Here is an 11511-nt window from a genome sequence, read left to right on the forward strand (position 1 = left end):
GAAAGACGAATGAGCAAGCCAGGAACGAACTCGGGCCGCCGCGCGGAACTGCTGGGCATCGCCGCGGGCCTGTTCGCCGAGCGCGGGTTCGTCTCCACCACCGTGCGGGACATCGCCGACGCGGCGGGCATCCTCTCCGGCAGCCTGTACCACCACTTCGACTCCAAGGAGCAGATCGCCGACGAGATCCTCACCGGGTTCCTCGACGAGCTGTTCGGCACCTACGCCGAGATCGTCGAGTCACGACTCGGTCCGCGCAAGACGCTGGAAGCGGTGGTGGCGGCCTCGTTCGACTCCATCCACCGGCGGCCCGCCGAGGTCGAGATCTACCAGAACGAGGCCAAGCACCTGGCGAAGTTCGGCCGGTTCGCCTACATCGGCACGCGCAACGCCGAGTTCCGCAAGCTCTGGCACGACCTGCTCGCCGAAGGCATCGCCACCGGCGAGTTCCGCGCCGACCTGGACATCGAACTGGTCTACCGGTTCATCCGCGACACCGTCTGGGTGGCGGTGCGCTGGTACAACCCCGAGGGCACGCTGTCCGCGGCCGACGTGGCCGCCCAGTACCTCGGCATCCTGCTCGACGGCATCGCCAGCCGGCGGCGCCGGGCCAAGAAGGAGACCTGATGGCCGAGGCCTACGTGCTCGACGCCGTGCGCACCCCGGTGGGCAGGCGCGGTGGTGCGCTCAGCGGGACGCATTCCGCCGATCTCGGCGCCCACGTGATCGAGGCGGTGGTCGAGCGCGCCGGTGTGGATCCCGCCCTGGTCGACGACGTGATCCTGGGCTGCACGGACACGCTCGGACCGCAGGCGGGCAACATCGCCAGGACGGCGTGGCTGGCCGCCGGGTTCCCGCACCACGTGCCGGGTGTGACGGTGGACCGGCAGTGCGGGTCGAGCCAGCAGGCGGTGCACTTCGCCGCGCAGGCGGTGCTCAGCGGCACGATGGACCTGGTGCTGGCGGGCGGGGTGCAGAACATGAGCCAGATCCCGATCAGCGCGGCCATGCTGGCCGGCCGGGAGCACGGCTTCGAAGATCCGTACTCGGGATCGAAGGGCTGGCAGGAGCGTTACGGCGCCGCCGAGATCTCGCAGTTCCACGCCGCCGAGATGATCGCTTCGCATTGGGGCTTCCCGCGGGCGCAGCTGGAGGAGTACGCGTACTCGAGCCACCAGCGCGCCATCGCGGCGATCGACGAGGGCCGGTTCGACGCGGAGATCGCGCCGGTCGGCGAGTTCCGCCACGACGAAGGGCCGCGGCGGGACACCACGCTGGAGCGCATGGCCTCGTTGAAGCCCTTGAGCCCGGGTTCGGCGCTGACCGCGGCGATGGCCAGCCAGATCTCGGACGGTGCTTCGGCGACGCTGATCGCTTCGGCCGCTTTCGTCGAGGAACACGGTCTGCGCCCGCGCGCCCGCATCCACCACCTGTCGGTGCGTGCCGCCGACCCGGTGTGGATGCTGACGGGCCCGATCCCGGCGACCGCGCACGCGTTGCGCCGCACCGGGTTGTCGATCAGCGACATCGACCTGTTCGAGGTGAACGAGGCCTTCGCCAGCGTGGTGCTGGCGTGGCTCGACGAAACCGGCGCGGACCCGGCGCGGGTCAACGTCAACGGCGGTGGCATCGCACTCGGTCACCCCATCGGCGCGACCGGCACCAAGCTCTTCGCCACCCTGCTGCACGAACTGGAACGGCGGGAGGGGCGGTACGGCCTGCAGACCATGTGCGAAGGCGGCGGTACCGCGAACGTGACCATCATCGAACGCCTCTGAAACGGGCGTAGTCCCTCAACGCCTCCGGCGAGGGCCGCCACGCCCGCTCCTCCGCGGTACACCCGCAGCGCCCGGCTTCGTGTTCACCGAGGTCGCAGACCCGCACACGCCTCGGCGTCGTCGGCTTCGTCCCGGTGGTCGTGGTGCTCATCGCCCGTGCTCCATCCCAGTGGCCCACTCGCGGTCGAGGGGTGAGGCTAGGACCGCGCGGACGGAGGTTGTGCGCTCGGAGTGCACAACCCCGCCAATTCACCCCATAGGGCCAACGCCCCTGATGCCGTGAATGTGGCTTTCACGGCGGAATCGGCCGTGAAAGCCACATTCACGGCAGTTGATCTAGCCTCGGGGGCCATGGGTGAGCATAAGGGGCGCATGTTGCGCGGTGAGTTGTACCAGGACAACGATCCCGAGCTGGTCGCCGAGCGGTATCGGGCGCAGCGGTTGTGCGCCGAGTTCAACGCGACCGAGCCGGACGCGGGGGAGCACCGGGAGCGGCTGTTGCGCGATCTGCTCGGCGGCCTCGGTGAGGGCTCGTGGATCATGCCCCGCTTCCAGTGCGACTACGGCTACCTCATCGAGATCGGCAGCAACTCCTTCCTCAACTACGACGCGATCCTCCTGGACTGCGCCCCGATCCGGATCGGGGACGACGTGTCGATCGGGCCGCGGGCGCAGTTGCTCACCGCGCTGCACCCGATGGAGGACCACGAGGCGCGGCGCCGGCGGTGGGAGAGCGCGGCGCCGATCACCATCGGGAACAACGTGTGGTTCGGCGGCGGGGTGACGGTGTGCGCGGGGGTGACCGTCGGGGACGACACCGTGGTCGGCGCGGGGAGCGTGGTCACCAGGGACCTGCCGTCGAAGGTGTTCGCGGCGGGCAACCCGGCGAGGGTCATCCGCACGTTGTGACCCAGGCCGCCTGGTGCTCGGGAGGACGCCCGAGCACCAGGTCCGCCTCAGCGCTGCGCGTCCAGCCACTCCCGGAAGGTGGGACCGGCGAGCCGGGCGTGCGGGCCGGGCAGGAAGGCCCCGGCGGCGGCGAGTTCGGCGTCGGGTGCCTCGTCGACGCCGACGACCTTGACGTTCCGGCGGGCACCGAGGAGTTCGGCCGCTTCGGACATGATCTCCTTGCGCGGCCCGGCGATCTCCGGGATCGGTGCTCCGGGGCCCGGCGCGCCGGGCTCGACGGCCAGGTCGACCACCGCCTCGGCCACGGTACGGGCCGCCACGAGCTGGGTGGGCAAGCGCGGCACGTGGGCCAGACCGCCCTGCTGCCAGTCCAGGAGCTGACCGACGAACTCGTGGAACTGCGCGGCCCGCAGGATCCGAGCGGGCAGAGGACCGGTCAGGACGGCTTCTTCGTGCGCCTGCTGGGAAACGAGGAATCCGGCGGTGGCCTTGTCCGCGCCGATGATCGACACGGCGACGAGCAGTCCGGCTCCGGCCTCCCGGCCTGCCTCATGCAGGTTCCTGGCCGCCGTGCGGAAGAACTCCGTGGCCGCCTGCTGGTCGGAGGCGTGCCACGACGCGACGTCGATGATGACGTCCACCCCGGTGAGCGCCTCGGCGAGGCCCGAACCGGTGATGATGTCGACGCCGGTCGCCCGCGACATCGGCACGACCTCGTGCCCGCGCTCGACCAGGACGTCGACGACGTGGCTGCCCAACCGGCCGGTCGCCCCGGCCACGGCGAACCTGCGGGCGCTCATTCGCCGTGCCCTTCGCTGTAGTTCTGGCCCGGTGGCCTGCCCGGGATCGGCTTGGCGATGAGCGCGGCCGGGGTGAAGAAGCCGATGTGGCCGAGCACCATGACGAGCGTCCAGAGTGCCTTGTCGTCGTAGTGCGCGGACGCCCTCGCGTGCAGTTCGTCGGAGACGCGTTCCCCGGCCGGGTTCGGGGTGAGGACGGCTTCGGCGAGTTCCAGCGCGACCCGTTCGGCGTCGGTGAAGCAGGAGGCGGTCCGCCAGGTCGCCACGGCGGTGATGCGCTCCTCCGGCTCCCCGGCCGCGCGCAGGTTCGCGGTGTCCCGGATGGTGAAGTACGTGCTGCCGAGCAACTGCCCGGCCCGCAGTTGCACCAGGTTGGTGGTGGTCTCGGGGATCGAGCCGTTGTGGATGGCCTTGTGCACGACCTGGGCGATCTCGGCCAGGTCGGGGACGAAGGGCAGGGGATTGGGCATCCGCGACCGGGGGTTTCCCGGCTCGGTCGTCGTGGGTGCGGACATGAGGTGGGTCCTTTCCTCGAAGTGGCGTCTTGGCGACCACGAGACGGACCGGTGCCGATCCCCGTGACAACGCGACCTTGTGAGCTGGATCACCGGCCGAGGCGGTCACAGAATGGTGCGGACCGCCGTCTTGTGCGCGTGACAAGAACGAACGGGCCTGCCGACGTCTTCGTCGCCCACCGTGGACTGCTGTTCACCGTCGCCTACGAGCTGCTGGGTTCGGCGGTCGACGCCGAAGACGTGCTGCAGGAGGCCTGGCTGCGATGGGCGGGCGTGGACCACGACACCGTCCGGCAGCAGCGCGCCTACCTGGTGCGGATCGTCACCCGGCAGGCGCTGGACCGGCTGCGGGTGCTCGGCAGGCGCAAGGAGTCCTACGTCGGGCCGTGGCTGCCCGAGCCGTTGCTGACCGCGCCCGACGTGGCCGAGGACGTCGAACTCGCCGAGAGCGTCTCGATGGCGATGCTGCTGGTGCTCGAAACGCTCGCGCCGACCGAGCGGGCGGTGTTCGTGCTGCGCGAGGTCTTCGACCTGGACTACGGCGAGATCGCCGAAGCCGTCGGCAAGAACCCCGCCGCTGTGCGGCAGATCGCCCACCGGGCACGGGCGCACGTCGCCGCGCGCCGGCCACGTGGCACGGCTTCCCCGGCCGAGAACCGGGCCGCGCTCCAGGCGTTTCAGCGGGCCGTGGAAACCGGCGACCTTCAGGGCCTGCTCGACATCCTCGCGCCGGACGTCGTCGCGCTGAGTGACGGTGGCGGGGTCAAGCACGCGCTGCCGCGGCCCATCGTGGGAGCGAGCAAGGTGGCGCACCTGCTGGCCGCGGGCTGGTACCCGCGCGGCGTGGCGTGGTCGGCCGAACCGGCCGAGGTCAACGGCGGCCCGGGACTGCTCATCCGGATCGACGGGGAGATCGACGGCGTGCTGTCGGTGCAGGTGGAAAACGGCCTCATCGCCGGGCTCTTCCACGTGCGCAATCCCGAGAAGCTGTCGCAGGTGGGCCGGGAAGCCGTCGTGAGCCGCTGATCGTTTACGTCAGGTCGGCGAGCAGGTCCCGCAGCGCGGCTTCGAAGGCCTTCGGGTTGCGTTGCGGGGCCAGGTGCGCGCCAGGGACCTCGGCGAACGGCTGTCCCAGTTCCAGCGCGAGCGCCTTCGCCGGGCGGTAGTGGTAGTAGCCGCGGCTGTCCCGCCCGGCGGTCGGCGTGATCTCCACCCGCGAGCGCCGCAGCGCCACCAGGTCGGCCTCGTAGCTGTAGAACTGCCGGATCTCCCTGGTGAACAGGTAGACCCACTCCTGTTCGTTCGGCAGGCGGACCATTTTCAGCTCCGGCAGGCCCGCCCCGGCGAGCGAGCCGACGAACTGGGTGAACGCGCCGATCAGGTCGCCCTTCTCACACGCGTTGACCTGCGCTTCGGCGAACTCCAGCCACTCGTAGGCGTCCGGCAGCAGGGTGATCAGCGGTGGTTCGTGCGCGATCAGCCCGGTCAGCACGTCGGGGTGCCGCGCGGCCAGGTCCAGCCCGATCAGCGCGCCCGCGCTGGTGCCGAACACGGTCGCCTTGCCGAGCCCGGCGTGTTCGATGACCGCGCGCGCGTCGTCGGCCTGGGTGCTGACCGAGATCGGCCCGGTGGTGCGGTCGGTGCTGCGGAAGTGCCCGCGCCGGTCGTAGGTGAGCACGGTGTAGTCGCTGCCCAGCCGCTTGGCCAGCGCCCGGTAGCTGCCCGCGGACCCCAGCCCGCCCGCGATCATCAGCAGCGGGGGACCGTCACCGGTGGCTTCGACCTGTAGCTCACCGTCGACGACCGGGCACCGCTGAGCAATCATGACCCGAAGTCAAGCACATCAGCGCTCGCCGAGACGCCGAAGGATCCGCTCCGCGTCGGCCACGATCCGCTCGATCAACCCGGCCACCGCGGGCAGGTCGTCGAGCAGGCCGACCACCTGCCCGGACGCCAGCACACCCGCGTCCGGGTCGCCCCCGACGAGCCCGGCGCGCAGCAGCATCGGGGTGTTCGCGGCCATCAGCACCTGCGCCCAGTCGCGATCACCGCCGCGCTTCATCGCGACGCCATCGCGCACCATGGATCGCCAGGTCAGACCGGTGATCCGGCGGAAACGCGCGGCGTTGCCGACGGCCCTGGCGAGGCCGGTGAGCCGCCCGGAACGCTCCAGCGAATCGACCAGCCCGGTGCGCAGCACGCGGTGCGGCAGGCCGTCGACCTTGCGGGTCACCACGGTGTCGCCGAGGCCGCGGGCCAGGTAGGCGCGCTTGACCGCGTCCGGCACGGTGCTCTCGCGGGTCAGCAGGAAGCGGGTGCCCATCGCCACCCCGGCCGCGCCGTAGGCCAGCGCGGCGGCGAGCCCGCGCCCGTCGTAGAAGCCGCCCGCGGCCACCACCGGGATGTCCACCACGTCCAGCACGGACGGCAGGAGCAGCGTGGTGGCCACGCCGCCGGTGTGCCCGCCGCCCTCGCCGCCCTGCACGATCACCGCGTCGGCGCCCCAGCCCGCCACCTTCTCGGCGTGCCGCGCGGCCCCGACCGAGGGGATGACCACCACCCCGTGGTCCTTGAGCTTGGCGATCATGTCCGGTTTCGGGGCCAGCGCGAAGGAAGCGACCTTGACGCCTTCCGCGATGAGCAGGTCGACCCGGCGGCCCGCGTCCCCGGCGTCGGCCCGCAGGTTGACGCCGAACGGTTTCGCCGTGCGCAGCTTGGTTTCCTTGATCGCGGTGGCGAGTTCCTCGTAGGCCATCGTCGCCGACGCGAGGATGCCGAGCCCGCCGCCCTCGGCGGTGGCGGAGACCAGCCGCGGCCCGGCGACCCAGCCCATTCCGGTCTGCACCACCGGGTGCCGGATCCCGGTCAGTTCGGTCAGCGCGGTCTTCACGACGGCACCTCCCGTTCTCGATGGCCCTTCGGGTCCACGACCTCGCGCAGCAGCCGCAGCTCTTCGCCGGTGGGTTCCCGGGTTTCGGTGACACCCTCGGTGTGCAGTTCGAAGGAGGTGTTCGCGCACACCTCGTCCACCGAGACCCCGGGGTGCGTGGACACCAGCCGCATGGCGTGGCCCGGTCCGCCGAAGTCGAGCACGGCGAGGTTGGTCACCACGCGGTGGACGTCGTGGAACGGGAAGCCCTTGGCCTGCCGGTAACCCACGCCGGACACTATGTCCACTTCGGACACGAAAACGCGTTTGCCGTGCCGGGGCACCCAGTAGCTGGTGCGGTGGTTGACCGTGTTGCCGGGGCCGCCGCGCACGCCGAGCAGCTGCTTGACCGGCCGGTCGTGGTCGCCGATCGCCGAGATGTTCTGGTCGCCGTAGCGGCTGACCTGGTTCGCGCCCATCACCACGTGCCGTTTCCCGTGCGGCACCACGGTGTCGAGCACCTTGCGGAACGGCTGCCAGCCTTCGATCGTGCCGTCGACGTCGACGAGGTACGCCTCGCCGTTGGTGAGCAGCAGGTCGGGTTCGAAGGTGAGCCGGGCCAGCCGCGCGCCGATCGACGGCAGCAGGCCCATCGGGCTGACCAGGATCTCTCCGTCGCCGCGGAACAACTCCGCGCAGGCGACCGCGGCGACCTCGGCGCGGGTGATGCTCTGCGTTGTCTGCACGGGGGACGACCCCCGGACCCCCGAACTGCTCACGCGGCCTCCTTGAACTTGGCGACCTCGTCCTGGTACCGCTGTTCGTCGCCGCTGAGGAAGCGGTCGGCGAAGGCGGGCCACTTGTCGAGGTCCTTGGCGGATTCGGCGTAGTGCCGCTGGAACCGTTCGTCGCGGCCGTAGTCCGGCGCGGCCGTGGTGAAGTGCGCGCCGTTCGGCGTTTCCGCCACGCCGTCGACCGAACTCCGGTTCAGCAGCAGGCTTTGCACCGGTCCGCCCGCGGTGAGTTCGGCCGTGTCGACGATCTTCTCGACGCTGACGAAGGTGCGTGCGGCGGCCAGCGCGAACAGTTCGTCGAAGTACGGATCCGGGCCGAGGTACTGCGCGTTGCCACGGGCGTCGGCGCGGTTGAGGTGGATGAGCGCGGCGTCCAGTTTCAGCGCCGGCACGGCGAGCAGTTCCTCACCGTCGTCATACGGCGAGCGCACGCTGCGCAGGTGCGGGTTGAGGTCCATCACGGCCGAGCCGAGGCCCGCGCGAGTGGGGAGGAACGGAAGTCGTTGCGCGGCAGCGGAAAGCGCGGTGCCGAAGACGCCTTCGTCGTACTCGGTCACCTCGATCGCGCCCTGCTCGCGCACCCGGCTGAACCAGGGGTCGAACGGGATCGAGTCGAGCGTGACGAAGCCGAACACCAGCCGCCGGATCTTGCCCGCGGAGGCCAGCAGGCCCACGTCCGGGCCGCCGTAGGACACCACGGTCAGGTCCTTGACCGGCGACCGCAGCAACGCGCGGACCAGCGCCATCGGCTTGCGCCGCGACCCCCAGCCGCCGATGCCGATCGTCATGCCGTCGTGCAGTTCGGCGACGATCTCGTCCGGTGTCGTGCGCTTATCCGGCATTCTTCCCCCTGTCCAGGAACTGCTGCCGGGCCTCGTCCGAGACGCCCGCGAGGTTCAGCTCGAAGGTGAAGCCCTGTTCGAAGCGGTAGCTGCGGTGCACGTTCTGCGGGTCGATCCCGTTGATGGCCTGCTTCGCCGCGCGGATCACGCGGGTGTCCTTCGTCGCGATCGTGCGAGCCAGCTCCAGCGCGGTCTCGTCGAGCTTTTCGCGCGGCACCACGGAATGCACCGAACCGTGGTGGTGGAGCTGTTGCGCGTCGATGGTGCTCGCGGTGAAGTACAACGCGCGCATCAGGTGCTGCGGCACCAGACGCGCGAGGTGCGTGGCCGCGCCGAGTGCCCCACGGTCCACTTCGGGCAGTCCGAAACTGGCGTCCTCGCCGGCGACCACCACGTCCGCGTTGCCGACCAGGCCGATGCCACCGCCGAGGCAGAAACCCTGCACGGCGGCGATCACCGGGACCGCGCAGTCGTAGACCGCGGCGAACGCGGCCGCGCAGCCCTGGTTGGCGCCGATGAGTGCGGTGTAACCGGAGTCCGCCTGGATCTCCTTGATGTCGACCCCGGCGTTGAAGCCGCGGCCTTCGGCACGCAGCACCACGACGTGGCACTCGGGGTCCTCCCCGGCGGCGCGGACCGCGTCCGCCAGGTCGAACCAGCCCCGCACGGTGAGGGCGTTGACCGGGGGCGCGTTCACCGTGACCACGGTGATGCCCGGCTCGGGTCGTTCGGTGGTGATGGGCATGTCGGCCTCTCGCCAAACCTAGCACTTGCTTGGTACGTTAGCAGGGCAGCCGTCGGAAGGGCAGGCCATGACGAACTGGGATCTCGGCCTCGGCGGTGCCGTCGTGCTGGTCACCGGTGGCGCGCGAGGCGTGGGCGCGGGTATCAGCGCGGCCTTCGCCGAGGTCGGCGCGCGGGTGGTCGTCTGCGGGCGGTCCGAGCCGGATTCCCCGTCCGGCGCGGAATTCCTGCCGTGTGACGTGCGCGAGCCGGAGCAGGTCGAGCAGCTCGTCGACCGGATCACCGAGCGGCACGGACGGCTCGACGTGGTGGTCAACAACGCCGGTGGCGCGCCCTTCGCCGAGGCCGCGCGGGCGTCCGCGCGGTTCCACGAGAAGGTGGTCGCACTGAACCTGCTGGCGCCGCTGACCGTGGCGCGCTGCGCCAATTCCGTTATGCAGCAACAGGAATCCGGTGGGGTGATCGTGAACGTCGGCAGCGTGAGCGGCGGGCGCGCGTCCCCGGGCACGGCTTCCTACGGCGCGGCGAAGGCCGGGCTGGTCAACCTCACCGCCAGCCTCGCCGTGGAATGGGCGCCGAAGGTCCGGGTGGTCGCGATCGCGGCGGGCATGGTCCGCACCGAACAGGCCCACCTGCACTACGGCGACGAGGCGGGGATCGCGGCGGCCGGCCGCACGGTCCCGCTGGGGCGGCTCGCGGAACCAGCGGAAATCGGTGCCTGCGCGGTGTTCCTGGCGTCATCGAAGGCCGCCTACGTCAGCGGGAGCACGCTGACCGCGCACGGCGGCGGCGAGGTGCCCGCCTTCCTGGCGGCGAGCAACGCACAACACGAGGAGCGGGCATGATCGTGGACGGCCGGGTGGTCGTGGTGACCGGGGCCGGGCGGGGGATCGGGCGCGCGCACGCGCTGGCCTTCGCGCGGGAAGGCGCCTCGGTCGTGGTGAACGACGCCGGGGTGGCCGCCGACGGCAGTGGCACCTCGGCCGGGCCCGCCGGTGACGTCGTCGCCGAGATCGAGGCGCTGGGCGGCAAGGCGGTGGCGAACACCGACGACGTGGCCGACTGGGCGGGCGCCGAGCGGCTCATCGGCACCGCGCTCGACCGGTTCGGCCGGCTGGATGTGCTGGTGAACAACGCCGGATTTCTCCGCGACCGGATGCTGGTCACGCTCGGCGAGCAGGAGTGGGACGCGGTCATCCGGGTCCACCTCAAGGGCCACTTCGCGCCGCTGCACCACGCCGCGGCGCACTGGCGGGCCGAGGCGAAGGCGGGCCGGACGCCGTCGGCGCGGGTGATCAACACCAGTTCGGGGGCCGGGCTGCTCGGCAGCGTCGGGCAGGGCAACTACTCCGCGGCCAAGGCGGGCATCGCCGGGCTGACCGTGGTGGCGGCGGCCGAACTCGCCCGGTACGGCGTCACGGTGAACGCGATCGCCCCGGCGGCGCGGACCCGGATGACCGAGGAGGTGTTCGCCGAGATGATGGCGGCGGCCGACGGTTTCGACGCCATGGCGCCGGAGAACGTCTCACCGCTGGTGGTCTGGCTGGGCAGCGCGGAGTCGGCCGGGGTGACCGGGCGGGTGTTCGAAGTGGACGGTGGCAGGGTGTCGCTGGCCACCGGCTGGCGGCACGGCCCGGAGCGCGACAAGGGCGCCCGCTGGGAGCCGGGCGAGCTGGGGCCGGTGGTGGCCGAACTGCTGGCCGAGGCGCCCGAACCGGAGCCGGTCTACGGCACGTGAAAGACCCGCGTGGAAACCATGACAGGTTCTGTCGGTGTTCCGCGTGATGCTGGGTGCATGACAGGTTCCTGGAAGCAGTTCGAAACCGAGGCACCCGAGCTGGCGAAGCGGGTGCACGCGCGGTTCACCGCGGAGAAGACGCACGTGCTGGCCACGCTCCGGCGTGACGGTTCACCCCGGGTGAACGGCTCCGAGGTCGAATTCCGCGACGGTGAACTCCTGCTCGGCTCGATGCTGAACGCGGTCAAGGCCCGCGACCTGCGCCGCGACGGCCGGTGCGCCATCCACGCCTTCCCCGGCGACCCGGAAAACGGCTGCGACGCGAAGGTCTCGGGCGTGGCGGAGGAACTGCCCGGCGGGAAGGACTCGCACCTGTTCCGCCTGGCACTGACCGACGTCGTGGTCACCTGGGTGGAAGGCAGCTCGCTGTGGGTCGAAACCTGGTGGCCGGACCGCCCGCGAGCCCGCTACGAACGCCCCGAAAACGGCCCCGCCCTCCTCCACCCCCTCTAACCCAACCGC

Annotated in this window: 14 protein-coding genes; 7 read left to right on the forward strand and 7 right to left on the reverse strand. The window is 71.2% G+C overall.

Features of this window, described 5'->3' with window-relative positions:
* Positions 1-9: 9 nt before the first annotated feature.
* From L3Q67_RS23210 to L3Q67_RS23220, 3 genes are all read left to right on the forward strand, one after another.
* Complete coding sequence (locus tag L3Q67_RS23210) at positions 10-627, forward strand: TetR/AcrR family transcriptional regulator (RefSeq protein WP_499183573.1); 618 nt, start codon at positions 10-12, stop codon at positions 625-627.
* Positions 627-1778, forward strand: coding sequence for an acetyl-CoA C-acetyltransferase (locus L3Q67_RS23215; RefSeq protein ID WP_499183574.1), 1152 nt, complete (start codon positions 627-629; stop codon positions 1776-1778). Before L3Q67_RS23210 ends, L3Q67_RS23215 begins: the two co-directional genes overlap by 1 nt.
* A 351-nt stretch (positions 1779-2129) precedes the next feature.
* The gene (locus tag L3Q67_RS23220; protein ID WP_499183575.1) at positions 2130-2687 is read left to right on the forward strand and encodes a sugar O-acetyltransferase; all 558 of its coding nucleotides are present in this window, start codon (positions 2130-2132) and stop codon (positions 2685-2687) included.
* Between the two features lie 47 nt (positions 2688-2734).
* Here L3Q67_RS23220 and L3Q67_RS23225 read toward each other — a convergent pair whose 3' ends face one another.
* Positions 2735-3487: an SDR family oxidoreductase gene (locus L3Q67_RS23225; RefSeq protein WP_499183576.1), complete on the reverse strand. Its 753-nt coding sequence runs from the start codon at positions 3485-3487 to the stop codon at positions 2735-2737.
* Positions 3484-4002 carry a carboxymuconolactone decarboxylase family protein gene (locus L3Q67_RS23230; RefSeq protein ID WP_499183577.1) on the reverse strand — a complete coding sequence of 173 codons (519 nt, stop codon included), beginning with the start codon at positions 4000-4002 and terminating at the stop codon, positions 3484-3486. Before L3Q67_RS23230 ends, L3Q67_RS23225 begins: the two co-directional genes overlap by 4 nt.
* Before the next feature lie 138 nt (positions 4003-4140).
* Here L3Q67_RS23230 and L3Q67_RS23235 point away from each other — a divergent pair, with 138 nt between their 5' ends.
* Complete coding sequence (locus L3Q67_RS23235; RefSeq protein WP_499183578.1) at positions 4141-5028, forward strand: sigma-70 family RNA polymerase sigma factor family protein; 888 nt, start codon at positions 4141-4143, stop codon at positions 5026-5028.
* A 4-nt stretch (positions 5029-5032) separates the two neighbouring features.
* On the opposite strand, the gene L3Q67_RS23240 is transcribed toward L3Q67_RS23235, so the two are convergent.
* From L3Q67_RS23240 to L3Q67_RS23260, 5 genes are read right to left on the reverse strand one after another with little or no spacing between them, the layout of a single operon-like run.
* Positions 5033-5827 carry an alpha/beta fold hydrolase gene (locus L3Q67_RS23240; protein WP_499183579.1) on the reverse strand — a complete coding sequence of 265 codons (795 nt, stop codon included), beginning with the start codon at positions 5825-5827 and terminating at the stop codon, positions 5033-5035.
* Positions 5828-5845: 18 nt separating this feature from the next.
* A complete protein-coding gene (locus L3Q67_RS23245; protein ID WP_499183580.1) occupies positions 5846-6892 on the reverse strand; it encodes an NAD(P)H-dependent flavin oxidoreductase in 1047 nt (348 codons plus the stop codon).
* Positions 6889-7650: a CoA-transferase subunit beta gene (locus L3Q67_RS23250; protein ID WP_499183581.1), complete on the reverse strand. Its 762-nt coding sequence runs from the start codon at positions 7648-7650 to the stop codon at positions 6889-6891. The genes L3Q67_RS23245 and L3Q67_RS23250 overlap by 4 nt, the downstream gene beginning before the upstream one ends.
* Positions 7647-8507, reverse strand: a complete 861-nt coding sequence (locus tag L3Q67_RS23255; protein ID WP_499183582.1) for a CoA transferase subunit A — start codon at positions 8505-8507, stop codon at positions 7647-7649. The genes L3Q67_RS23250 and L3Q67_RS23255 overlap by 4 nt, the downstream gene beginning before the upstream one ends.
* Complete coding sequence (locus tag L3Q67_RS23260) at positions 8497-9252, reverse strand: enoyl-CoA hydratase/isomerase family protein (RefSeq protein WP_499183583.1); 756 nt, start codon at positions 9250-9252, stop codon at positions 8497-8499. Before L3Q67_RS23260 ends, L3Q67_RS23255 begins: the two co-directional genes overlap by 11 nt.
* Positions 9253-9319: 67 nt before the next feature.
* Here L3Q67_RS23260 and L3Q67_RS23265 point away from each other — a divergent pair, with 67 nt between their 5' ends.
* From L3Q67_RS23265 to L3Q67_RS23275, 3 genes are read left to right on the forward strand one after another with little or no spacing between them, the layout of a single operon-like run.
* Positions 9320-10096, forward strand: a complete 777-nt coding sequence (locus L3Q67_RS23265; RefSeq protein ID WP_499183584.1) for an SDR family oxidoreductase — start codon at positions 9320-9322, stop codon at positions 10094-10096.
* The gene (locus L3Q67_RS23270; protein WP_499183585.1) at positions 10093-10989 is read left to right on the forward strand and encodes an SDR family oxidoreductase; all 897 of its coding nucleotides are present in this window, start codon (positions 10093-10095) and stop codon (positions 10987-10989) included. The genes L3Q67_RS23265 and L3Q67_RS23270 overlap by 4 nt, the downstream gene beginning before the upstream one ends.
* 57 nt (positions 10990-11046) lie before the next feature.
* On the forward strand, positions 11047-11502 hold the full coding sequence (locus L3Q67_RS23275; RefSeq protein WP_499183586.1) for a pyridoxamine 5'-phosphate oxidase family protein: 456 nt from the start codon (positions 11047-11049) through the stop codon (positions 11500-11502).
* Positions 11503-11511: the final 9 nt, after the last annotated feature.

The sequence above is a fragment of the Saccharothrix sp. AJ9571 genome (assembly GCF_021725495.1).
Taxonomy (GTDB): domain Bacteria; phylum Actinomycetota; class Actinomycetes; order Mycobacteriales; family Pseudonocardiaceae; genus Amycolatopsis; species Amycolatopsis magusensis.